Origin of the sequence: Natronorubrum halalkaliphilum (assembly GCF_009834785.1) — an archaeon.
In the GTDB taxonomy this organism is placed as follows: domain Archaea; phylum Halobacteriota; class Halobacteria; order Halobacteriales; family Natrialbaceae; genus Natronorubrum; species Natronorubrum halalkaliphilum.
In genome coordinates this window covers 127,359-151,280 of record NZ_WUYX01000015.1, presented here as the reverse complement: position 1 = coordinate 151,280, position 23,922 = coordinate 127,359, and the positions used below count along the sequence as shown (strand labels likewise).

Genomic DNA, 23,922 nt, shown 5'->3' with positions numbered 1-23,922 from the left:
ATCTGTGTATATCGGGTACAAAAAGGAAATATTTATGCGGGATACTGACAATTGGTTCGGTATGCTATCGCGAAGCATGGTAGATGCAACACGGGGGAGACGTGTGCAAACAGTAACTGAATGTCGGGGCGCGAAGGGTGGTAGCGCATGAGCGGCAACGAGAAGGGAGCGGTTGGTCGGTTCTTCGACGAGATCGATCCGGTCATTTTCGCCTTCGGTGCGTTGCTGTCGGTGGGAGTGATCGTCGCGTTCTTTGTCGACCAGGACTTCGTCGCCAGCGGCATCGATACCGTTCACGGCGAGATGCTCAGCTACATGAGCTGGGCGCTGCTGGTGATCGTGTTCCTGATCGTCGTCTTCCTCCTGTTCCTGATCGTCGGGCCGTGGGGGAAGATCAAACTCGGCGACGAGGATCCGGAGTACAGCTTCCTGTCATTTTTCGCGATGCTGTACTCCGCAGGGTTCGCTGCGGGTGTCGTGTTCTGGGGACCGACCGAGGGGCTGTTCTATTACGCGGATCCGAACCCGCTGTTCGGTGCCGAAGCTGAATCGGGTGCCGCGATTCCGCTCGCGATTCAGCAAACGCTGTTCCACTGGGCGCTGCCCCAGCTCGCGGTGTTTACCATCATGGGAATCGCGATCGGCTACTTCGCGTACAACTACGACAAGGTCCCGCTGCGGGTGTCTTCGGCGCTCACGCCGCTGCTCGGAAAGGATAACCTCGACGGAACGGCCGCAAAGGTAATCGACATCCTCGCCGTGTTCGCGACGATCGGCGGCGTCGCAACGTCGCTGGGATTCATCGGGAGTCAGTTCGTCAGCGGACTCAACTACCAGTGGGGAATCGATCTGGGTAACACCGGCATTCTCATCGTGGTAACGGGGATGACGATTCTCTTTACCATCTCGATGGTGCTCGGGATCGACAAGGGGATTCGTCGGCTTTCGAACTTCAACATGGGCCTGTTCGTCGCGCTCATGGTTATCACGTTCATAGCGGGTCCGACGATGTTGCTCCTGTTGCTCGGTTCCCAGGCGATGGGTGGCATGATCGGCGACTTCGTCTCGATGAGCCTCTACACCGGTGCCGGCGAGGGTGGCACCGGCTGGGTCGAGGCCTGGACCGTCTTCTACTGGGCGTGGGCGCTCTCGTGGTCGCCGTTCGCGGGCCTGTTCATCGCCCGTATCTCCAAGGGGCGAACCGTCCGCGAGGTCGCGTTTACCGGCATCATCGCGACGTCGGCGGCGACCATTCCGTGGTTCACGTTCGTCGGCGGTACCGCAGTGTGGGCCCAGCACGAGGGCGTTGCCGACTTCAGCGCGGTGATGGCGGGCGAAGCCGGTGCGGAAGTCTCCGGCTTCATCCTGTTCGATGCGCTGTCGCTCTCGATCGCCGGGGTTTCGATCCCGATCGGGTCGGTACTGATACTCGGGTTCCTGGTTCTCGTCACGACGTTCTTCATCACGTCGGCCGACTCCTCGACGCTCGCCGTCTCGATGATGACCACCGGCGGAAAGGAACGGCCGTCGAACATTAACCGAATCTTCTGGGGCGTCGTCCTCGGCATGACCGCCGCGATCCTCATGATCCTCGGCGGCGATCAGGGTACTGGCGCACTCCAGCAGGCAGTCGTGATCACTGGCGCACCGTTCGCGATCGTCTGCTTCCTGGCCTTGCTCTGCCTGGTCAAGGACTTCAGCGGCACGCGAGGTCGCGTGTTGCTCCAGGAGAAGACGGTGCTGTTCGGTTCCACTCCGGAACAATCCAGTGACGATCCGTCGCCGACCGTCGAACCAGGCGACGACGACTGATTCGGGTGCTGTAACGATTTACCGCGCAATCGCGAAACGGTCGTGATTGCGCCGGAAACGACGTACAGCCGTCCGTACGAGTCAGATCCTCTTCTCGTCTTCATCCGTGTTCTCCGGCGGCGCTGTCGCTTTCGGCTATCCGCTGCCCCGCTCGTTCATGGTGCGTGTTCGCTCGTTATCGGTCCCGATTCTGCGACCATCGTGCCTACCTACAACAAGATTTAATGATGACGTACACATAATCTGTGTATGGATAGGGATACCGCGCGACCGGACGTGGGCACATTCCCCGGGCCCAACGCCCAGCAGTGGGTCGAGTACCACGGGGCGAACGCGGCACCGAGCGAGTACTCACACGAGTTCGTCTGGGACATCACCCGCGAGGCCGACGGGCCGTTCGTTACCGACGTCGACGGAAACGTGTTGCTGGACTTTACGTGCCACATCGGTGCGGCACCGCTCGGCTACAACAACGAGAAAGTAACCGGAAAGCTTCGGGAGTTCGACCTCGTCGAACCGATGAAAATCGCCGGCCAAGACATGTACTTTGGCGCCGGCCCCTCCCCCGAGGAATCGGACGTCCCGGGCTCGAGTCACCTCATGGAAAAACTGACCGACGTCTCGAGTCAGTACGGGATGGACACCGTCTTCCTCTCGAACTCCGGCGCGGAGGCCATGGAGAACGCGATGAAGATCAGCCACGACTACCGAGCGCCGTCGAAGTACGGCGTGGCGTTTTCGGGCAGTTTCCACGGCCGCACGTTCGGCACCCTCTCGATCACGAAATCGAAGGAGGTCTACACGCGACACTACCCCGAAATCAGCGGCATCGAGACGGTGCCGTTCTGCGCCGACCGGGGCTGTGACGCGAGCACCTGCGACTGCGGTTTCTTCACCGGCGCCGGTTCGCAGCTTCGGAACTCGCTGTCGCCCGAGGGCGGCCACATCAACCCCGACGAGGTCGCATTCGTGACCCTCGAGCCGATCCAGGGCGTCGGCGGCTACCGGTTCCCCAGCGAAGCGTTCATGCAGGAGATTGCGGACGTCACCGACGAGTACGATATTCCGCTGGTCGTCGACGAGATTCAGGCCGGCGTGGGCCGCACCGGTGAGATCTGGGCGTCCGATCACTACCCGATCGAACCCGACGTCATCGCCAGCGCGAAGGCCTTGCGCGTCGGCGCGACGATTTCGCGATCCGAAATTTTCCCCGGCGAGAAGAACCGACTCGGTTCGACCTTCGGCGGCGGCGACCTGCTCGGCTCGATGATGGGCACGTTCACGCTCGAGGCCATTCAGGAGTACGACCTGCTCGAAAACGCAACCCAGCGCGGCGAGCAAGCGAAGGAACTGCTCCGGGACGACGCGCCCGATCACGTCGAGGACGTCCGCGGCAAGGGGCTGATGCTCGCGGTCACCTTCGATACGCCCGAACGGCGGACGGCCGTGGTGCAGGAATCACTGAAGCGCGGCCTGTTGACGCTCGGCTGTGGCAAGAAGACGATCCGTCTCCTCCCGCCGCTTGACTCGAGCGAGCGCGAGATCGAACTGGGAATCGGGATCTTCCTCGAGGCGATCGAAGCGGCCGGTGCGAGCGTGAAAGCCGCCTAATCGGGATTCGTTTTTCTCCTCGGGTTTCGGTTTTAATGTCTCTCCAGCGCCAAGTTGCCCACGTACGGTGGCGCGCGCTGGGCCGCGGTGAACGAAAGCGAGGCGCGACCATCGGGAGTGCCTCGAAAAGCGAACGGTGACCAGCGGGAACCGTGAGCCGAGTGAACCGGGGTCCGAACCTGCGCGAGGGATGAGTGAGCGCCTGAACGAAGCGAACGAATCGGGTGGGGAGGACGTGGATACCCTAGTTGCCGCGATTTAAGAGGTCTTGCTCGTTTGAGGGGTATTGGTTATTGAGAACCGATCTGCCGTCTGTAATACCTGAAGGATCTGCTACTCACGCTGGCACCTCGGGATTCCTCGCCCTCACCAGTCGATTCACTCATTCCGTTCGCGATGACCTCACGCATTCGAACCGCGCCTCACTTGCGTTCGTCGCGGTCCAGCGCGCCAGCAGTGTGCTCGAGTCGTTACTCGAGCGAGCGTACGACCACCGAAACCCCCTCGAGCCCCTCAAGCGCATCGAGCACGCCCTCGAGATGCTCTCGCCCGCTGCCCTCGAGCCCGACAGTAACGGGAACCCGATTCGGCTCGTCGCGATTCGTTCGGCGCGCCCGCTCGAGGACGTCGAGTTCGGCGCCTTCGGATTCGACGGTGTCGGCCACCTCGCCCACCGTTGTCGGCCACCCGGCGACGGCCAGCCTCGCCTCGGCGTAGCGCTCGAGTTCGTGCAGGCCGGTCCGGGTCAGTTCCGCGTGCTCGGTGAGGTTGACGTTCCCGCCGGAGATCACGACGCCGACGCGCTCGCCCTCGAGATCCAGGTCGACGTCGTCTGCTAGCGCAGCGGCCAGCGGCGCGGCCCCCGCACTTTCCGCCACCGTTTTCGCCCGCTCGGCGAGCAACGTCACGGCCGTCGCGATCTCCGTATCCGTGACGCTCACGGCGTCGTCGACGACCTCGCGGGCGTTCGCGAAGGTCGTTTCGAGCATCCTGGTATCGGCGATGCCCTCCGCGACGGTGTCGACGGTCTCGAGTTCGCGGATCTCACCGGCCTCGAGGGACGGTTTCGCGTGGGCGGCACCCTCCGGCTGTACCCCAACGACTCGAATATCCGGATCGTGGGCCTTCAGCACCGTTCCGATACCCGAGATGAGCCCCCCGCCGCCGATGGCGACGAGGACGGTATCGAGTTCAGGGTACTGCTCGAGCATCTCGAGCCCGATCGTCCCCTGGCCGGCGATAATCGCCGGATTGTCGAAGGGATGGACGAACGTCTCGCCGCTCTCCTCGGCCCGCTCGAGGGCGTACTCGTAGGAGCGTTCGTAGATGTCGCCCTCGACGACGACGTCGGCGCCGTACCCTCGAGTCGCCTCGATTTTCGCGGCGGGCGTCACCTCGGGGACGACGATGGTCGTGTCGATATCGAGCAGTTGCCCGGCCAGTGCGACGCCCTGAGCGTGGTTGCCCGCGCTCGAGGAGATGACGCCCGCCTCGCGCTCCGCGTCGGACAGCTGTGCCATCTTGTTGTACGCCCCGCGGATCTTGAACGAGCCCGTCCGCTGGACGGTCTCGAGTTTGAGACCGACGGAGTCGGCGCCGCTCAGTTCGGCGAACGTACTCGAGGTGTCGAGGGGCGTGCGATGAACGACCTCGTCGATCCGCTCCCGGGCGTTCTCGACGTCCGCGAGCGTGACGAGGCCCTCGTCGTCGGTTCGATCCCGGCTCATCCATCGACCTCCGCGTGCGCCCCGTCCTCGGCTTCCGCGCGGGGAACCGGATGCCGGTGCTCGAGTTCCCTGATCGACTCGACGAGGACGTCGACCCCGTGCTCGAGGCTGTCCTCGTCCACGTCGAACGTCGGCGTGTGGTGGCTGGTGGGGTGGTCGGTGCCGACGATCAGGTAGGTCGCCAGTCCGCCGTCCTGTTGGACGCGATCCATCAGGAAGGTCGCGTCCTCGCTCGCGCCGAAGTCGGCGGCCGGCAGCACCCGCTCGATTCCCGGCACGTCGGTCGCGACCTCGCTGACGAGCGCCTGCAGTTCGGGGTCGCTGTCCGCCCGCGGCGACTCGCTGACGACGTCGACGTCGGCGCGACAGCCGTGCATCGTCGCCGCCGATCGAACGGTTCGTTTCAATCGGTTCTTCATGTACTCCATCAGTTCGGTCGTCTCCCCCCGCGCTTCGGCCTCCATGTGGGCGCGTTCGGCGATGACGTTGCTCGCGGAGCCGGCCTCCGCGTACCCGATATTGACCCGGGTCATCCCGTCGCTGTGTCGCGGGATTCCGTACGCGTTCTCGATCGCCGTCCCCATGGCGTGCATGGCGTTATCGCCCTCGTTCGGGGCCTTTCCGGCGTGTGCCGAAGTCCCCTCGATCGTCGCGTCGACGTGGCACATCGCGAGGGGCTTTTCGATCCCGGCCACCACTTCGCCCGTCGGATGGTCGAGGCCGACGTGGACCGCGAGCAGGTAGTCCAGATCGGCCGCGAAATCGCTTTTCGCCATCGGACAGCCGCCGCCGCTGGTCTCCTCGGCGGGCTGGAAAAAGACGACGAGTCGGCCGGAGAAATCGCTCTCCTTGATGGCCTCGAGGACGGCCAAGCCCCAGGTCATGTGGACGTCGTGGCCGCAGGCGTGCATCGTGCCGTCGATCTGGGATCGAAAGCCCTCGGCGACCGGATCGTGGGTCTCGTCGGCCGACTCTTCGATGAACAGCCCGTCGATGTCGACCCGGAGCCCGATCGCCGGCCCCTCGCCCCGCTCGAGGACCGCGACCGCGCCGGTGTTGCCGCCGGTCATCCGCTCGAGCAGTCCGTCGTCCGCGCCGCGGTCGCGGGCGCGCCGGACCCACGGCTCGAGGTCGCCATCGGGGACGGCCATTCGATCGGCGGGATCGTAGGCGTCCGGGCCGACGGCGAGTTCGTCGACGCCGATGGCACGAATTTCCTCGACGATGCGGGCGGTGGTGTAGAACTCGCGCCACGCGGGCTCGGGGTGGCGGTGCAGACTCCGTCGGAGGCTGACGAGGCGGTCCCGTATCGGCTCGTTCATGCGAGTCACTGACGCGTTCCACCGACTTAATTATACACAATGAGTGTTAACGTCGGATACACAAAAAGGATAAGAGAGACGATGACAATCATAGGCTAACGCGTCCTCGTGACGCATACCACCACACCATGAGTACGAACCCAGACGTCGTCGTTTTGCGGGAGGGGACGGAAGGATTATCGATGGAATCGTACGCCGAGACGCTTCGCGAACGGCTGCCGAACCACACCGTCGCGCTCGCGCGAACGCCGGCAGAAGAACGCGAACTCGTTCCACAAGCCCGGATCGTGACGGGGATCACGATCGAGGAAGACCTCCTCGAGCGCGCGGATCGACTCGAACTGTTCGCGTGTACGTTCGCCGGGACCGACCACGTTCCGATGGACGCGCTGGCGGACCACGGCGTCGCCGTCACCAACGCCGGCGGTATTCACGCCCCCGGCATCGCCGAGCAGTCGATCGCCAACATGCTCGTCTTCGCACGGAATCTCCACGAGGGCTGGCGGCGCAAATCGAACGGCGAGTGGCGTCACTTCCAGTCACACGAGTTCACCGACAGCACCGTTACGGTCGTCGGCCTCGGCTCGATCGGTCAGGAGATCGTAACGCGCCTCGAGGGCTTCGATGTCGAGACGATCGGGATCCGTTACACGCCGTCGAAGGGCGGCCCGACCGACGAGGTGCTGAGCTTCGACGAGGACGATATCCACGAGGCCTTCTCCCGGAGTGAGTACGTCGTGCTCGCGTGCCCGTTGAACGATCTAACGCGAAACCTCGTCGACGAAGACGCGCTGGCCACGCTCCCGCCGAACGCGGTGCTCGTTAACGCGGCCCGCGGCGGGATCGTCGACACCGACGCGCTGGTCTCGGCGCTCCAGTTCAACGGCATTCGGGGTGCGGCACTCGACGTTACCGACCCCGAGCCGTTGCCGAACGATCACGAGCTCTGGGATCTCGAGAACTGCCTCATCACGCCCCACACGGGCGGCCACACGCCGAAACACTGGGATCGGCTCGCCGATATCGTCGCGAACAACGTCGCGGCGCTCGAGGCCGGCGAGGGTGAGGATCTCGAAAACGCCGTCTATCAGCCCGAGTCGAGCTAAGCGATGGCCACCGAACACTCAGGATCCACGACGGACCACAGCGACCAGACGTCGACCCCGGAGGAGACCGATCTGGGGCCGCCGGACGACCCGCGCGAAGGAGATCCCGCGGCGGACGCGCGGGCAGACTACGACTACGTCGGCGGCGACGTCGCCCGGTCGGACCTCGTCGCGGCGCTCCGGGAGCGGATCGACGGTGAGGTTCGCTTCGACGAGTACTCCTGCCGGCTGTATGCGACCGACGCCAGCGCCTACGAGATGACGCCAATCGGCGTCGTCCTCCCGCGGTCGACGGCGGACGTCGCGAGCGTCGTCGAGTACTGCGCCGAACACGAAATTCCGGTGCTCCCCCGCGGCGGGGGCACCAGCCTCGCCGGCCAGGCGGTCAACGAGGCCGTCGTCCTCGACTTCACGACGCATATGGGCGACCTGGTTTCCGTCGATCCCGACGAACGGCGGGCGACCGTCCAGGCGGGCACCGTGCTCGCCGACCTGAACGACGAACTTGCGCCCCATGATCTGAAGTTCGCTCCCGATCCGGCGGCCGGCAACCGAAGTACCGTCGGCGGCGCGATCGGGAACAATTCGACGGGTGCCCACTCCCTGCAGTACGGGAAAACCGACGCCTACGTCGAGGCTTGCGAGGTCGTCCTCGCCGACGGCTCCGTCGAACGGTTCGGCGAGATGACGGTCGAAGAGCTTCGCGAGACGGCGGATCCGGACGGCGACCTGCTCGAGCGTATCTACGAGGCGCTCCGCCGCGTGATCGACGAGGAAGCGGCGGCGATCGGCGAGGTCTTCCCGCAACTGAAGCGCAACGTCTCGGGCTACAATCTGGATCGACTGGTCGCGGAAGCCTACGGTGATCCGGACGCCTTCGACGAGAACACCGACGACAGGGTCACGATCGACGACGACTCCGATCCCGACCCCGACGCGACGGTCAGCCTCGCCCGTGTCTTCGCCGGCAGCGAGGGAACGCTGGGCGTCGTGACGGAAGCGACCGTCTCGCTCGAGTCGGTCCCCGAAACGACGGCCGTGGCGTTGCTGACCTATCACGACCTGCTCGAGGCGATGGCCGACGTCGACACCATCGTCCGGAACCACGATCCGGCGGCGGTCGAAGCCATCGACGACGTGCTGATCGAACTCGCGGAAAACACGGAGGAGTTCGCGCCCGTGGCCGAACGGCTCCCCGCGGGCACCGAGACGGCGCTACTCGTCGAGTTCTACGCCGAGGACGACGACCACGGCCGCGAGCAGGTCGCGGACCTGTTGGCCGATCGGTTGCCCGACGAGGACGTACCGGACCCGACGGCCGACGCTGGGGATGCAGACGAGGAGGGGAACGTGACCGCAGCGGCGGGCGACGCCGCTGACGCTGTCGGCGACACCGATTACGATCCTGATCCCGTCCGTGCCTTCGACGCCCTCGAGGCCCACGACCCCGAGGGGATCGCCGAACTCTGGAAACTCCGGAAGAGCGCGGCACCGATCCTCCTGTCTCGGACGTCGGACGCCAAACACATCTCCTTCATCGAGGACACGGCCGTCCCGACCGAGAACCTCGCGGACTACGTCGCGGACTTTCAGGCAGTTCTCGAGGAGTACGACACGTTCGCCAGCTTCTACGCCCACGCGGGACCGGGCTGTATGCACATGCGGCCGCTGGTCGACACCAAGAGCGCGGCGGGACTCGAGGCGTTCGAATCGCTCGCGGACGACGTCACCGATCTCGTCGTCGAGTACGGCGGTTCGGTGTCGGGCGAGCACGGCGACGGCCGCGCCCGAACCCAGTGGAACCACAAGCTCTACGGCGACGAAGTTTGGGAGCTGTTCCGGGACCTCAAGACGGTCTTCGACCCGGACTGGCTCCTGAATCCGGGCAACGTCTGTGGCGACCACGACATGATCGAGCACCTCCGGTTCGATCCCGACTACGAGTTCGAGGCGGGCTTCGACCCGGACCTAAACTGGGACAACGAGAACGGCTTTCAGGGCATGGTCGAACTCTGTCACGGCTGTGGCGGCTGTCGGGGCGATCAGGAGACCACCGGCGGCGTCATGTGTCCGACCTTTCGGGCGGCCGAAGAGGAGAGCCTGAGCACCCGCGGCCGGGCGAACATGTTGCGAAGCACGATGAACGGCGAACTTGACACCGAGGCCACCGACGAGGAGTTCCTGGCGGAGATCATGGACCTCTGTATCGGCTGCAAGGGGTGTGCGCGGGACTGTCCCAGCGAGGTCGACATGGCGAAGCTCAAGGCCGAAGTCGAGCACGCCAACCATCGGGAGAACGGCTCGAGTCTCCGGGACAAACTGTTCGCGAACGTCGATCGACTCAACGCGGTCGGCTCCGCGCTCGCGCCGATCTCGAACTGGGCCGCGTCGCTGCCCGGCTCCGGGTTCATCGCCGAGAAAACGATCGGCATCGCTCGCGAGCGCGACCTGCCGACGTTCGCCGGGGAGAGTTTCGAGGACTGGTTCGCAAAGCGAGGGCCTCGAGTCCCGCTCGAGGAGGCCGACCGGAAGGTCTTGCTGTTCCCCGACACGTACACGAATTACAACCACCCGCGGGCGGGGAAGGCGGCCGTGCAGGTTCTCGAGACCGCAGGTGTCCACGTACAGATTCCCGAAAACGTGACCTCGACCGGCCGACCGGCCCACTCGAAGGGCTTTCTCGACCGCTCGCGAGAGCGCGCCCGAACGAACGTCGACGCGCTGGCGCCCGAACTCGGGGACGGCTGGGAGGTCGTGCTCGTCGAGCCCTCCGACGCCGTGATGTTTCAGTCGGATTATCTGGACCTGCTCTCGGGTCCCGACGTCGAACTCGTCGCGGCGAACACCTACGGCGTCATGGAGTACCTCGATCAGTTCGGTCTGGCCGACGGACTGCCCACCGGAAGCGGCGGACTCGAGGAACGACTCACCTACCACGGTCACTGCCACCAGAAGGCCACCAAGAAGGACGGCCACGCGGCGACGGTGCTCGAGGCGGTCGGTTACGAGGTCGACGCGCTCGATTCGGGCTGCTGTGGGATGGCCGGGTCGTTCGGCTACGAGGCAGAACACTACTCGCTGAGCCGGAAGATCGGGGACGTGCTGGTCGATCAGGTCGAGGGGAGCGACGGCGAGACCGTGGTTGCACCCGGTGCGTCCTGTCGGTCACAGCTGTCGGAATACGACGGCTGTGGTGAGCCGCCGCATCCGATCGAGAAGGTTTCCGCGGCGCTGACGGCGGAGTAGCGTCCAGATTTCTCCATCTTGTCTCGAGTCTCGTCCGACAGATCTCTCGTCCGACGGATCGTTCCCATCGCCTGCTCTGCTCGCGCTGGCAGCGAGGGTTTTCACACCCTCCCGAGCCGATTCGCTCGATCGCTTCGCTCTTTCGCTCATCCCTCGCGCCTTTGAGCGACGCCTCACTCGCTTCGGCGTTGCTCGGCGCGCGCCATCGCATGTAGAGCTGGTCCGAGAAAACGGACGTTCGCCGCTAACCTACGGCCAGAGTCCGCGCGTCGCCTTCGCCTCCGCGATCCGCGAGAGCGCGACCACGTAGGCCGCATCGCGCCAGGTCAAGTCCTTCGCCTCGACCTCGTCGCGGACGTCCGCCCAGGCCTCGAGCATGTGTTCCTCGAGTTCCTCGTTGACGCGTTCGAGGCTCCATTGTCGACGATTGATGTCCTGGAGCCACTCGAAGTAGCTGACCGTCACGCCGCCGGCGTTGGCGAGGATGTCCGGAATGACGTGGACGCCGCGTTCGTCGAGGATCGTATCCGCGGCGAACGTCGTCGGGCCGTTCGCCCCCTCGACGACGATGTCGGCCGCGATGGCGTCCGCGTTGTCCGCGGTAATCACGTTCCCGACGGCGGCCGGGATCAGCACGTCGACGTCGAGTTCGAGCACGTCCTCGTTGGAGATCGTCTCGGGAGCGCCGTGCTCGAGGACGGCCTCGGGCTCTTCCTCGTGGGTCGGAACGGCGTGGGTGTCGAGCCCGTCGGGATCGTAGAGCGCGCCGTTGACGTCCGAGACGGCGACGATCGTCGCGCCCCAGTCCTCGAGCAGGCGGGCCGCGTTGGCGCCGACGCTGCCGAATCCCTGGACGGCGACGGTCGTCTCCGACAGGTCGCGGTCGTAGTAGTCGACGGCTTCCCGCGCGGCGATGGCGGTCGATCGACCGGGAGCCTCCTCGCGGCCGTAGGAGCCGCCGACGACGGGCGGTTTGCCGGTGACGACGCCGGGGATGGTCTCGCCCTGTTGCATCGAGTAGGCGTCCATGAACCAGGCCATCGTCTGGGCGTCGGTGCCCATGTCGGGCGCCGGAACGTCCTTCGTCGGCCCGACGACGTCGCGCAGTTCCTCGGCGAACCGACGGGTGAGTCGTTCGGTCTCGTCGTCGGTCAGCGACTTCGGATCGACGGCGATGCCGCCTTTCCCGCCGCCGAAGGGGAGATCCATCACGGCACACTTCCAGGTCATCCACATCGAGAGGCCGGTACACTCCTCGGCGGTCACCTCGGGGTGGAATCGAAGGCCGCCCTTGTACGGTCCGCGGACGTCGTCGTGCTGGGCTCGGTAGCCCGTAAAGACCTCGACCGAGCCGTCTTCGCGTTCGAGCGGGACCGAGACCTGCTCGACGCGAGTCGGGTGTTTGAGTCGCGTGACGACGCCGGGGTCGACGTCGACGTGGGTCGCCGCGCGCTCGAGTTGGCGGCGGGCGGTGACGAGCGCCGAGTCGAGTTCGTCCTCCGGTTCAGTCTCCTGTGTCGGTGGTGTCGTAGTCATGGATAAGGTGGCTGTGAACTGTGGTTACGCCGTGAACAACCGTCGCGGAAAGTCGGCAAGCGTTTCGGCACCGTCGCTCGTGACGTGGAACGTCTCGCTGATCTCCATCCCGATCTCGTCGGTCCAGATTCCGGGGATCATGTGGAAGGTCATGTCCTCCTCGAGAACCGTCTCGTCGCCCGGCCGGATGCTCGCGGTGTGCTCGCCCCAGTCCGGCGGATAGCCGAGCCCCATCGAGTAGCCGATCCGATCTTCCTTCTCGAGACCGTACTGCGCGATGGTATCGCGCCACGCCTTTTCGACGGACTCGCAGGTGACCCCCGGCTCTGCGGCGTCGAGGGCCGCTTCCAGTCCTTCGACGACGATGTCGGCGGTCTCCTCGAGTTCCGCGGGGGGATCCCCGACGAACGTCGTCCGCGCCAGCGGCGAGTGATAGCGGTGGCGACAGCCCGAGAGTTCGATGATGACCGGGTCGCCGTCCTCGAACGGCCGGTCTGTCCAGGTCAGGTGCGGCGTGCCGGTGTGGTCGCCGGAGGGCATCAGCGGAACGATCGACGGGTAATCGCCGCCGAACTCGTCCGTGCCGGTGATCAGCGCGTCGTAGATCTCGGCGGCGACCTCGTACTCCGGGACGCCCGCCTCGATCGCGTCGAGACCCGCCTGCATCGCGTTCTCCGAGATGCGGGCGGCCTCGCGCATGTACTCGAGTTCCCGCTCGGACTTCTTGATCCGGACCCAGCCGACCAGCAGCGTCGTATCTTCGAACTCGGCGTCGGGGAGGTTCTCCTGCAAGCGCGTGTAGGACTTCGCGGTGAAGTAAGAGGCGTCCATCTCGAGGCCGATGCGGCCGTCCGCGACCTCGAGGTCCTCGAGGATGCCCGCGACGTAGTCCATCGGATGGAGGTCGTACGGCGAGTGGACGTGGTCGTCGCTGTAGGACAGGATGTTGGGTTCGGAGAGGTAACTCGTCGCTCGCGCCCCGTTGGCGTCCATCTCCCGGCCGACCCAGACCGGCTCCTCGTGATCGGGCGTGACGATGACGGCCTGATGAACGTAAAACGACCAGCCGTCGTACCCCGTGAGGTAGTTCATATTGGCCGGATCGGCGACCACGATCGCGTCGAGGTCTTCCTCGCGTAACCGCTCTTTCGTCCGATCGACCCGCCGCTCGTACTCGGTCTCGTCGAAGATATCTCGTGCCATGATAACAGGGTCTCTACGAAGGGAATCGATCAGGAGTGCTAAAAGTTTTTCGTGTACAGTAGTTACAGATACTGTGTACATACCGGTCCCGAATCCAGATCGGCGAGAGCGATCGACTCGAGGCAGGGCTGTGCCGACAGAGGTCTCGGCAGGATTGTGGCGAACTGATCGCCCCACGCAACCCAACTCGAGCGCCTATCGTTCGAACCACACACTCACACACTCCACTCCACTGCTCTAACCACCCCACGGCTCGATCCGAACCACCGCCGGTTAAGAGACCGCGGTTCGTTCCGGCGAACATGGCAATACTCGAGACAATCGTGATCGCCTTCTGGGCAATGTTGCCCGCCTATGTTCCCAACAACGCCGCGGTACTGGCCGGCGGTGGACGGCCGATCGACGGCGGCCGAACGTGGGACGACAAGCGCGTTCTGGGCGACGGCAAGACCTGGCGCGGAACCGCCGCCGGGATCGTGGCCGGCCTCGCTCTCGCCGGATTCCTCACCCTGTTCGCGGACGACGTCAGCGCCGCAATCGGCGTCGACGTCCCCGAGTTCGAGCCGCTCGCGGCGCTCGGTCTCGCCGCCGGAGCCATGCTCGGCGACATCCTGGCTTCGTTTCTGAAACGTCGCTCCGGTCGCGAACGCGGCGCGATGTTCCCTGGACTCGACCAGCTCGACTTCGTCGTCGTCTCGCTCCCGCTGACCGCTCTCCTGGCCAGCGAGTGGTTCTTCGACGTGTTCACGTGGGAGGTCATCGCCGTCGTCGTGATCCTCACGCCGATTCTCCACGTCACGACGAACATGATCGCGTACAAACTCGGCCTGAAGAACGAGCCCTGGTAGGGCCGTCCGAGACGCGGTTTGGACTCGAGGTCCGCAGTTTTTGTCCACAACCGTCTTACACCGCACGAACTCGAGCCGGTCGCGTTGCTATCTGAGACCGCACGAACTCGGTCCGTATCACGGGCCGCCCATCCCATCACTAACGGAGATGGTCTGGCCAATAGCATTATACGCGCCGTCGAAAAGAAACGGACGTGTCAGAGTCGCTGATCCGCCTCCGCGATGATGCGAAGCAGCTCCGGCGGGCGTTCGCGGAACCCCGAGTTCGGTTCGTCGTCGGGCTGTTCCTCCTCGCAGGACTCGTTATCCTGAGCGTGCGGTTGCTGTATCCGGCCGTGTTTCCGTCCCTCGTTTCGGATCTCCTCATCTCGGTTCTGGGTGCCGTATTCGGCGTCTACATCTCCGTCGAGTTGCTCTTGCCCTACGTTCGCCACGTCGAACGAGCACGGATCGATGCCGCGGACGAAATCGTCGACAGCTACGATAACCCGTCCTCGTTTCTCGATCTCACGGCGCTGCCAGGATCACGAGACCGAGCCGACGTTCCCGAACGGATTCCGGTAACCGCCGAGCAGTTACCCTCGAGCCTGCGGTCGTACGACAGCTTCGAGCACGAACTCCTCGACCGACAGTACGACGTCCCCGACGAACTCGCCGCACTGTACGAATCTGACGCCGACGAACTACGGGCGCTGTTCCGGCGAGAGAACCGCACGAACGGACGGAAGGTCAGACTCGAGTCCGCCTCGGCAGACACGTTCGAGCTATCGACCACGACGTACTATCGAAGCTTTCTGACGAACTTCTGTCCGGACTACGAGCTGAGCGGCGGCGCGACGATTCGCGAACTGTCGAAACCGCTCCTGTTTGACGGTGAGACGCCGAAACCGCTTTCGGAGACACCGTTCTCCGATCACTTCGGCGGCGGGGGGCTCGTGATCACGACCGACGGCCGCGCGGTACTCCCGGTTCGCAGCCGGAGCGTGGCCGTCGAAGGGAAGGCATTACATCTCTCGTTTTCCGGCTCGTTCGACGTCGCCGACGTGACAACCGGCGGGATCGACGCCGCACTTCGCTCGATCCTGACCGACGAACTCGACCTCGAGTCGTCCTCGGTGCAATCGGTATCGTATCTCGGCACCACGCGCCGGATCGAACGCCTCGGCAAACCCGACACCGTCTCGCTCGCGTTCGTCGATGCGGACGCAGCGCTCGATATCACGACTGAGCAGTTCGTTAACTCCTATTCCGTGACCGTCTGTGACGAACCCGTTTCGGACGTCGAGGACCTGTTCGAGCCCGAAGTCGCACGACAGGTTATTGAATGTCTGCTCGCGGCGATCGACCGGCGCCCGTACCGACCGTCGCTCGGACTGCTTTCGTTTCTGTGGCTGTACTGGGAACTCGTCGATCGACTGGATCAACATCCGGTGGCTGAACCGGAATCGATCGAGGCGAAGACGTAAACCGAACTCAAAACGAAACCGTAATCGAAACGAAACCACCCCACAACGCCCGCTATTCCGACGGCGTCGCCGCTTCGGCGTCGTCTAATCGGTCTTCGGCTTTGTCTCTGTCCTCCGGATACCCCACGTCGATTCTCCAGCCGTCCATGCGGATCGCGTCGATCGTTCGGCCGGACTGGATGAGCAGATCGATCGCATCGGGAAGTTCGAACTCACCGCGGTCGCTCGGTTGAACGAGATGACAGGCGTGGAAAATAGCCGGCGTGAACGTGTAGAAGCCCGTCATGACGAGATTCGACGGCGGTTCGTCGGGCTTCTCGACGACCTCGACGATCTCGCCGTACTCATTCGTATCGAGGACGCCGTAGCGCGAGGCCTCCTCATATGGTACCTCCTCCACGAGGAACGCGGCGTCCGCGCGGTCCTCTCGCTGGCGATTGATCACGTCGCCGAGATTCCCTCTGAAGACGTTGTCCCCGAGCATCAACACGAAATCATCGTCGATGTGCGGTTCCGCCTGGAGGATGGCGTGTGCGAGTCCGAGCTGTTCGCGCTGGTGGGCGTACGTTATCGGAACTCCCTCGTATTCGTCGCCGTACCGTTCGATGATCTTCTCTTTCATGTAGCCGACGACCACGACGAGTTCGGTCACACCGATCTCGAGGAGGTTGTCGAACACGTCCTCGATGAGCGGTTTCCCGTCGACCTCGACGAGCACCTTCGGCTTGTCTTCGGTGAGCGGCCGGAGGCGCGTGCCTTTTCCGGCTGCTAAGACGACTGCTTGCATGTTTGGAGTGGTTTCGACCGGGCGACATATACTTTGTGAGCGAGAGCTGTCTTCTCCGAGTGTCGTCGCTCACGCTTTCTGCAGCCCATCCCGGTTCGGACGATCCGTATACTGGTGTGCCGGCGGGACCGCGACCGTGGTCCGGCTCCACCAAAGCCGACCTACGACGGTCGGTCTCAGTCAGCCGAGTCAAGCGCTCGATTTGGATTATCGCCGTGTCGTATTCTCTTCGTCCGATAGCTCCTCGTAGATCCGTTTCCGAACCGAGACGTCGTCTTCCGCGAGTGTTCGAAGCAGTTTCCGGAGCTCGGCAGGCGGCGTAGACTCGAGCACCTCCCGAAGCGGTCGATCAGCGCCGATCACGTCGACGTCGCCGCTCGCCAGCACGGCTGCGACGATGTGCTTACACGGTGTTGCATCGTCGGGGCAGCTACACTGTCCCTCGACGTAGCTGTCGTTCGAGAGCGTTACCTGTACGTCGTACGGTCGGCTTCCCCGAACCGTCGCCCGAAGCTCGTCATCGACGCGTTCTACGTCCGTCACAGCTCCGCGCTCGTAGTAGCGCTCACCGCGTTGGTATCGACCGGGTTCGGTCAGTGATCGGAGGATATCCGTCTCGACCGCCGACTCGGACTGGCGGGCTTTGACGCGTGGAAACGCTTCGACTACGGGGTCAGTACCCGGTATCGTCGGATCGCTGCCTCGCCGGTGGACGTACCCCTGTTCCGGCCACCCCAGCGGGAACCAGTAGCCAGGGTCGCCTATCGCATCACAGCAGTCGGTGACCACATCGAGACGATCGGTCGGACGTATACCCTTGAGCGTCGCGGTACGTGGTGGCGTACCGATATCGAGTCGAACGTCCGTTTCCTCGGCGGTTCGTTGGGTGTACTCCGCACGGATTTCCTCAAGCGCGGCGATCCCGTCGGCGGCGAAGCCGTGACCCGTTCGCTCGAGTTCGAGTACCAGTTCGGCATTGGTGTGTTTCTCCCGGAATTTGAGTACCGGGCGGTTACTCCCGACCAACTCAGACGGATCGAACTCCGGACGGTCCGTTCCGAAGACGATCGGCGTGATCTGGTCCGTCGGTGTGTCGGGAAGCCGATCACCCTCCGGCGAATCTCCGTTCGCTGGTTCGCCGAGTGGCGTCTCGAACAGCCGTCTACAGACCGGACACACCGTCGTTTCGAGCGCCTCACTACGGAACGTCGTATACTCGGAGGCACGACACCAGTCACAGGCCCGGCGCGTCTCGTCTTCGGTCCGGTCCCACTCGAGGTTGCGACGCGGCGTCACTGCTTTGAGCTCGCTGATGACCGCGGATCGCCGCTTCTGGTGGTTCTCGAGCGTTTGGCGGCACAACGCACAGCAATCGGTGTCGCTCTCTCGGATCGCCGCCGGGAAGACGAGCCGCTGGTCGTGGGTATTCCCTCGAAGGGACAGAGCGGCTTCGGGTGACTGGCTGTTTTTCTCCCGTGCTTGCGCGTTCTCAGGTACGTTCGGCGACTCGTAGGCGACGATATCGGCGGCAGAGACTGTTTCGTCTGGAGCGCCGTCTTCGGGCACAATCTGTCGACCGTATCGACAGCCGTCGGGACCGACGATGTGCCACTTGCCGGAACCGGAGCCAGAGCGAGCGAATGTCGGCACGGTTGCCGAGAAAACGAGTTAGGCACAGTTATTGCTTTTCGATCCTTCGCGAGCGGATTCGACTTTCCGGCCCAACAGATCTGACGGATTGATGTTCGAGGGGTGTCGCCTTCCGACTAGCGGCACACCGATCAATTTCGGAGCAATGGAACGTCAAACGGCAGATTGCTCGAGACCGTCGTTCGGAACCCCCGCGAGATAGCCAGCAGGACGAGGAAGTAAACGGCTGCGCCGAGTCCGACGAGGAGCACCACGAACACCTCGTTGTAAGTAGCGATCGGGTGGGGTTCGCCGACTGCTCGAGCGGCATAGACGACGAGGCCCATAAGCAAAGCTGCGCCACACTGTCTGGCAATCTCGCCGACCGGGACCTGGAACGCGACGTGTTGCCGGGTGTAGTAGAATCCGAAGACGAGGCCGATAGCGGCCGAACTTGCCGTCGCGATCGCTGCGCCGAACCAGCCGATGCTGTAGACAAGCGCGACGTTGAACACGAGGTTCGAACCGATGAAGATCGCGTTGGCTCGAAACGCGAGGTCCGGCCGATCGATCGCGTTGAGGGTGTTGAGCAGTTGTTTGTTGTAGGTGTACGCGAGGATCCCCACGAGCAGAATCGTCAGTACCTGTGCGCCGATCTCGAAGCCATCGCCGTAGATCAACATCAGTCGATCGCCGAGAATTGCCGCACCGACGATTCCCGGTATCAAGAAGAGTCCTGCGTAGGTGAGCGCATCGTTGGTCAGCGTTCGAACCATGTTCGTGTCTCCGGATGTAGACCGTTTGCTCAGTTCCGGAAAGAGCGTCGTCTGAATAGCACTCCCAAACACGTCGAGGAACTTCGCGAGAGTGTACGCGACCGCGTAGACCCCGGTAAGTCCGGCCGGGACGAACACCCCAAGTACGATGATATCCATATCGCTGAACGTCTTTTTGCGCATGTTGCCGAGCCACGAGAACTTCGCAAAGTCGAACAGACTGACCACGTGTCGCCACCGTGGAATCACAACTGTCGGTTTCACGAGCCAGAGGCCGATCACGGCGATAATCGCGGTTCCGATCGCGTGTCCCAGAAGCATGCCAGTGAGTTCCCAGCCAATAACCACCAGCCCGATCATGGCAACGCTTCGAGCCCCTTCTTTGACCGTGCTGAGCGGTGCATAGACGTGCACTCGATGACTGCCCTTGAGCGCGGAGTTGATCAGTTCGCTAACGATCGAGACGATCAACAGCAACACGACGAACTCGGCGACGGGCTGTCCGATATAAGCGTTTACCTGCTCACGAAAGATTAGGACGCCAATTGCGATGAGAGTCGTGAGAACAGTCTTCACAACCGTTCCGGCTGCAAGATACGCGTCGGGCTCCTCGTTCTCGCTCATCCGCTTGACGATCGCCTGTCCGAACCCGACGCTCTTGACGATCCCGAGCCAGGAGACAAGCGCGAGCGTTAGCGCGTAGAATCCGTAGATCTCTTCGCCAAGCGTGCGGGTGAAATAGATGGTCGCGACGAAACCGAGCGCTGAGGCGGCGAGTTTCGAGACGAGATAGATGACCGAGGTTTGACCGAGGCGCATGACGATTCGTCCTGTACAGATATCTCCGAGGGCACCTTAAGAGGTTCCCGCTTTTGAGGATTGACTACTCCTCGAGTAGATCAGCGAGATCCGGATGGTCGTGCAACTCGTCGGGAATTTCTTCCCCGCGCCTGACTCGATCCCGAACGGCCTGCCACTCCGCGTGCCGTCGGAACACCTGTACCGGGATTTGATCGATCCCGAGCACTTTCGCGATCGCGAGCCGATGCTGACCGCACATGTTCCACAGTATCTCTCCGTTCCGTCCGATGTCGACGGCGATCTCGTTCGCCAGCGGATGCATCGCGTCGTTGAGTCCGTCCCAGGCAACGTCGGGCTTTTCCTCGAGCAACTGCCGCTGTGACTTGTACCCATCCTCGCGAATGTGTTGATAGAGTCGATCGGTCGCTTCAGCGTGTTCTCTGAACTCGAGACCGTCGTATCTCTCGGCGAGGGCAGTTTGTTCCCACTCGAGGTCTTCGACGAAACGTTGTTCGATTGCTTTTGCGAAGGTGCGTTGCATGTAGGGATTCCCCTCTGTATCCCACTGCCCATCGACAACCCATCCACGTCGTTTCGAGAATATTTCACCGGTTGTATATTCGATCGACGCTGGATCGACGTAGATGCGTTTGTATGGATCTGCGTCGGTGTATTTGTGGGGATATATTTTGCTGAACAGACGAACTATTTCGCATACAGCCTCTCTATTTAGTCGGTAAATCGCTGTTGCTATCGGATTTGGTAGAGATCGAATAAGCTGATGGAATTGTGACTTCCAGCTCAAATACCTAATTCCGTATAAGAATAGTCGGTCTGGTCCTGCGCTGTAGAATTTTGTCAAGGTACGCAATATTTGATCGAAACTGTCTTTCATTATAGGATACGTGAGTCAGTGAACGCCAAACCGATAATCTGTAAGGGAGATTGTCGTCATTATTTAAGATCTCGTAAATCCGGGTGTCTCGAATCAGGAATAGTCACATTTTCTTCGTTAGCAAGCTGGGCTCGAATTGCTTGCCATTCTGAATGCCGAGCGAAGACAAGAATCGGAATGTGCTCGATATTGAGGGCCTTAGCAATTGAGAGTCGATGTTTACCGAGCATGTTCCACAGTAGTTCTCCGTCTCGTCCAATATCAACCGTGATTTCGTCCGTCTGTGGTGCAATCGTCGCGTTGACACTATTCCAAGCTACTGTTGGTGATTCATTTGCAAGATTAAATTGAGGTTCAAAACCATCGCGTTCAATTTGGTTGTACAGACGTTCAATTCTCTCACATTTATGTTTGAACTGTCTGTCATCCTCATACATATCTACTAATGGAGTTTCGTCCCAGGGTTTTCCTTTTTTATAGTGCTGATGAATACTTCTGGGGATGGGTTGATCGATAAAGCGGCCACAGTTACGATCCCAGTCCCCGTCAATCACCCATCCTCTTCGCCGTTGATCGTGTAGCCCAGAGACTCGTTTTATCCTCGATGGATCAACATATAGAATTCGATAAGGGTTAGTGTCTGTGTATTTATCAGGAAACAATCCATGAAGTACCCGAACAGTTAATCGAACCCACACCACAGTTAACTTAAATACATATTTGGCAATTTGAGGTCGAAGTTGGTTAACTCGATTGTGATATTTCAACGTATAACTTATGTATCGAATTGTGAGCAACACCATCCGATCAGGACCTTCTCTACGGATCGTACGCACGGCCCGTACAAGTAGCGACATGTAGTGGTAAGTGATTGAATGTCAATCGTCAATCTATTTATATTCGCTGTTTGCGGACGCGGTCCCACGTTTTGTATTCTAAGACCGAACAAAATCCGCATCATTATACGTCCAGTACGACCATCATGTAACACTGTAATGTGGTCTCCAACGGAGTTCTCATTTCGGAAAGTCAAACGGAAGGCCGACCACGTCGGATTTCGGGATACGGGAGTATATGCTGCCGAATTGCTTTCTCGAAAGACCGTTCTCTGGCCGATCATTGATCGACTCTGCGACGAGGGGACGTTCGATGTCGCCTCCCCACACGAGTTTCACACAATTGCTAATCAGTTGGTCAGTGTGACGGATGACACCGAGCCATACGGTCCATTTGCAGCGCCGTTCGTGGCCGATATCGGATCAGGATACGTGTTCTCTGAAACAGGACTCGTTGCCACCGATAACGGTAAAATCGTAAACGAGAGTTTGTTTCCACCGGACCGTGGAAGACGATTCGTAGTGGCGAAGTTGATCTGGCAATTATTTTTTGAGTCGACCCACCTGACCACAGCACTGGCTCGGAAAAACATCAGCAACTTAGATACACAGTCTACATCGATCGAAGTTGCGGCACCACTGATTCCACGCTATAGCGATAACTACTACCACTGGATGATCGAAACAGTGCCCCAGATACGGTATCTGCGCGCGTTCGAAGCCGAAACGGGAACCGACGTGACGTATCTCGTCCCGGGTGATGCCCCCTCGTGGCTCGATGAGACACTAGAACTGCTCAATATTCCCGACGAAAAGGTCGAGCGGACTTCGAACAGCGTGTATCGAATCAACCGTCTCGTTTTGCCTTCGTTTCCACTTCAGACTCGCCAGGACTACGAGTGGATCGTTGAAAGGGTTCTCGAGAACGCTAACCTAGATCGAACTCGAATTGATTCAGGAAGCAACGTCTACATTTCTCGGTCCGAAGCGATCGAACGTCGTGTCGTTAACGAAGCGGAAGTGATGGAGACGCTGTCAAAATATGGATTCGAGCGGTATCATCTCGAGGACCTAAGTGTGACTGAGAACGTCACGCTGTTTCACGAGGCAGATATAGTCGTCGGCGCACACGGTGCTGGACTGACGGATTTGATCTACTGTACCGATGCGACGGTCATCGAACTCTTTGGATCGATGGTTAAGGATCCATATGAGCAACTCGCAGAGACTGTCGGTGTCGGTTACGAGCGACTCGAGTGTCAGCCAAAATCAACTGATCTCTACGTCGACACGGAGAACCTTGAACGAACGGTACAACGCCATTTGAACGTGTAATACCACCGGTCTGACTTTCCATTAATCCGAAGAGTAGCAGCGTGAACGGTAGTCACGTAGATTCTAACTTTGCCCGTAGTTCTCGTCGAATTTGCTTGACCGAGTTATCAATCGAGCCTGTGTTTTCGATTCTAATTACTGAAACACCGCGCTGAGAGGCGGAGTCTGTGATTTGCATGCAATTCTCGCGAAGATCCTCAAGAACACTTACTGTATCGTCGCTATCGACCCATGATTTAGAAAGAATGTCTTTGTCCCGGTTTCGTTGGCGAGCATCACAAGTAGTAGCAGGAGCATCAACGTGAACAAGAATCGATGGAAGTGGAACAGTATCGAGATACGATTCTAAGCAGAATATCTCGAGATCTGTCCGAAAAAGGATCGACAGTGCTCGCTGGAGAAATCCTTCATCCAATATAACTGTTTCTGCTGGTGATCGTGTCCTGACAGCGTATTCGTATTCAGCTGCTGTCCCAAGCAACATATCGACTAAGTGGATAGGTTCGTGAGTGGTCTCTCTACTCGCACGAGCCAGTAATTTTACGTAAGCAGGTCTCTGCCAAAGGAAGCGAAGTACATTCGTTATTTTGTCGGTGAGTTGCACATCCACTGGCCGTGGCTGGGAATCGCCTTTGTTGAAATTCAGGAACGGAAAATGGAAATCATTGGTGACAGAGAGTTCCGTATACAGAGTCGTTTTGCCAGAACCAGGAGGCCCGAGAAATTCAACGTGGGACATCGATTTTGTTACTGGTATACCCTAGTGCTCGCTACCGGTCTTCGACGAGTTCGTTCTCGGGCCAATTCCTTCGGCTGGTGATTTGGTGGGTATTGACCCGCGGCCTGTTACGTCATCGGTTTCCTGTTGAAAAGGACAGTTCCGAAATTGATGAAACGACCTGCTCCAGTGTTGTTTGGCTTTCCAGAGGAAGAGTGTCGAACGATTGAGTGCCGCATTGAGATTGGTGGGATTGTGCCTTTCCGGC

Annotated in this window: 16 protein-coding genes; 7 read left to right on the top strand and 9 right to left on the bottom strand. The window is 61.2% G+C overall.

Features of this window, described 5'->3' with window-relative positions; translation table 11 throughout:
- Nucleotides 1–147: 147 nt before the first annotated feature.
- Together GS429_RS03990 and GS429_RS03985 are read left to right on the top strand one after the other, a co-directional pair.
- A complete protein-coding gene (locus GS429_RS03990; RefSeq protein WP_160062936.1) occupies nt 148–1,812 on the top strand; it encodes a BCCT family transporter in 1,665 nt (554 codons plus the stop codon).
- A gap of 249 nt (nt 1,813–2,061) precedes the next feature.
- On the top strand, nt 2,062–3,423 hold the full coding sequence (locus tag GS429_RS03985; RefSeq protein ID WP_160062934.1) for an aminotransferase class III-fold pyridoxal phosphate-dependent enzyme: 1,362 nt from the start codon (nt 2,062–2,064) through the stop codon (nt 3,421–3,423).
- Between the two features lie 470 nt (nt 3,424–3,893).
- Here the strand turns inward: GS429_RS03985 and ilvA are convergent, their stop codons facing one another.
- A complete protein-coding gene (ilvA, locus tag GS429_RS03980; protein ID WP_160062932.1) occupies nt 3,894–5,150 on the bottom strand; it encodes a threonine ammonia-lyase in 1,257 nt (418 codons plus the stop codon).
- The gene (locus GS429_RS03975; RefSeq protein ID WP_160062930.1) at nt 5,147–6,472 is read right to left on the bottom strand and encodes an amidohydrolase; all 1,326 of its coding nucleotides are present in this window, start codon (nt 6,470–6,472) and stop codon (nt 5,147–5,149) included. Before GS429_RS03975 ends, ilvA begins: the two co-directional genes overlap by 4 nt.
- Nucleotides 6,473–6,600: 128 nt before the next feature.
- Between GS429_RS03975 and GS429_RS03970 the strand changes: the two genes are divergently transcribed.
- Nucleotides 6,601–7,578, top strand: coding sequence for an NAD(P)-dependent oxidoreductase (locus tag GS429_RS03970; protein WP_160062928.1), 978 nt, complete (start codon nt 6,601–6,603; stop codon nt 7,576–7,578).
- A 3-nt stretch (nt 7,579–7,581) separates the two neighbouring features.
- The gene (locus tag GS429_RS03965; RefSeq protein WP_160062926.1) at nt 7,582–10,824 is read left to right on the top strand and encodes an FAD-binding and (Fe-S)-binding domain-containing protein; all 3,243 of its coding nucleotides are present in this window, start codon (nt 7,582–7,584) and stop codon (nt 10,822–10,824) included.
- Nucleotides 10,825–11,073: 249 nt separating this feature from the next.
- On the opposite strand, the gene gdhB is transcribed toward GS429_RS03965, so the two are convergent.
- Nucleotides 11,074–12,360: a glutamate dehydrogenase GdhB gene (gene gdhB / locus GS429_RS03960; RefSeq protein ID WP_160062924.1), complete on the bottom strand. Its 1,287-nt coding sequence runs from the start codon at nt 12,358–12,360 to the stop codon at nt 11,074–11,076.
- A gap of 24 nt (nt 12,361–12,384) precedes the next feature.
- A complete protein-coding gene (locus GS429_RS03955; protein WP_160062922.1) occupies nt 12,385–13,563 on the bottom strand; it encodes a M24 family metallopeptidase in 1,179 nt (392 codons plus the stop codon).
- Between the two features lie 302 nt (nt 13,564–13,865).
- On the opposite strand from GS429_RS03955, the gene GS429_RS03950 reads away from it, so the two are divergent.
- Nucleotides 13,866–14,411 (top strand): CDP-2,3-bis-(O-geranylgeranyl)-sn-glycerol synthase, encoded by a 546-nt coding sequence (locus GS429_RS03950; RefSeq protein ID WP_160062920.1) that lies wholly within the window; start codon nt 13,866–13,868, stop codon nt 14,409–14,411.
- Nucleotides 14,412–14,605: 194 nt separating this feature from the next.
- Nucleotides 14,606–15,877, top strand: a complete 1,272-nt coding sequence (locus GS429_RS03945; protein WP_160062918.1) for a hypothetical protein — start codon at nt 14,606–14,608, stop codon at nt 15,875–15,877.
- Nucleotides 15,878–15,929: 52 nt separating this feature from the next.
- On the opposite strand, the gene aglF is transcribed toward GS429_RS03945, so the two are convergent.
- The 5 genes from aglF to GS429_RS03920 form a co-directional block, all read right to left on the bottom strand.
- Nucleotides 15,930–16,664 (bottom strand): UTP--glucose-1-phosphate uridylyltransferase AglF, encoded by a 735-nt coding sequence (aglF, locus tag GS429_RS03940; RefSeq protein ID WP_160062916.1) that lies wholly within the window; start codon nt 16,662–16,664, stop codon nt 15,930–15,932.
- 207 nt (nt 16,665–16,871) lie between these two features.
- Nucleotides 16,872–18,314 (bottom strand): SWIM zinc finger family protein, encoded by a 1,443-nt coding sequence (locus GS429_RS22460; protein ID WP_328821232.1) that lies wholly within the window; start codon nt 18,312–18,314, stop codon nt 16,872–16,874.
- A gap of 131 nt (nt 18,315–18,445) precedes the next feature.
- The gene (locus GS429_RS03930) at nt 18,446–19,888 is read right to left on the bottom strand and encodes an oligosaccharide flippase family protein (protein ID WP_160062914.1); all 1,443 of its coding nucleotides are present in this window, start codon (nt 19,886–19,888) and stop codon (nt 18,446–18,448) included.
- 64 nt (nt 19,889–19,952) lie between these two features.
- Nucleotides 19,953–20,411, bottom strand: a complete 459-nt coding sequence (locus tag GS429_RS03925) for a ParB N-terminal domain-containing protein (RefSeq protein WP_160062912.1) — start codon at nt 20,409–20,411, stop codon at nt 19,953–19,955.
- 413 nt (nt 20,412–20,824) lie between these two features.
- A complete protein-coding gene (locus GS429_RS03920) occupies nt 20,825–21,319 on the bottom strand; it encodes a hypothetical protein (protein WP_160062910.1) in 495 nt (164 codons plus the stop codon).
- Between the two features lie 645 nt (nt 21,320–21,964).
- On the opposite strand from GS429_RS03920, the gene GS429_RS03915 reads away from it, so the two are divergent.
- Complete coding sequence (locus tag GS429_RS03915) at nt 21,965–22,936, top strand: glycosyltransferase family 61 protein (protein WP_160062908.1); 972 nt, start codon at nt 21,965–21,967, stop codon at nt 22,934–22,936.
- The last annotated feature ends 986 nt before the right edge of the window (nt 22,937–23,922 follow it).

Excerpts from the sequence above, each read along its gene's own strand:
- GS429_RS03965 (WP_160062926.1), top strand. The coding sequence starts at position 7,582 with ATGGCCACCGAACACTCAGGATCCACGACGGACCACAGCGACCAGACG.
- GS429_RS03970 (WP_160062928.1), top strand. The coding sequence starts at position 6,601 with ATGAGTACGAACCCAGACGTCGTCGTTTTGCGGGAGGGGACGGAAGGA.
- GS429_RS03950 (WP_160062920.1), top strand. The coding sequence starts at position 13,866 with ATGGCAATACTCGAGACAATCGTGATCGCCTTCTGGGCAATGTTGCCC.
- gdhB (WP_160062924.1), bottom strand. The coding sequence starts at position 12,360 with ATGACTACGACACCACCGACACAGGAGACTGAACCGGAGGACGAACTC.
- GS429_RS03955 (WP_160062922.1), bottom strand. The coding sequence starts at position 13,563 with ATGGCACGAGATATCTTCGACGAGACCGAGTACGAGCGGCGGGTCGAT.
- GS429_RS03975 (WP_160062930.1), bottom strand. The coding sequence starts at position 6,472 with ATGAACGAGCCGATACGGGACCGCCTCGTCAGCCTCCGACGGAGTCTG.
- aglF (WP_160062916.1), bottom strand. The coding sequence starts at position 16,664 with ATGCAAGCAGTCGTCTTAGCAGCCGGAAAAGGCACGCGCCTCCGGCCG.
- GS429_RS03985 (WP_160062934.1), top strand. The coding sequence starts at position 2,062 with ATGGATAGGGATACCGCGCGACCGGACGTGGGCACATTCCCCGGGCCC.
- GS429_RS03930 (WP_160062914.1), bottom strand. The coding sequence starts at position 19,888 with ATGCGCCTCGGTCAAACCTCGGTCATCTATCTCGTCTCGAAACTCGCC.
- GS429_RS03925 (WP_160062912.1), bottom strand. The coding sequence starts at position 20,411 with ATGCAACGCACCTTCGCAAAAGCAATCGAACAACGTTTCGTCGAAGAC.
- GS429_RS03990 (WP_160062936.1), top strand. The coding sequence starts at position 148 with ATGAGCGGCAACGAGAAGGGAGCGGTTGGTCGGTTCTTCGACGAGATC.
- ilvA (WP_160062932.1), bottom strand. The coding sequence starts at position 5,150 with ATGAGCCGGGATCGAACCGACGACGAGGGCCTCGTCACGCTCGCGGAC.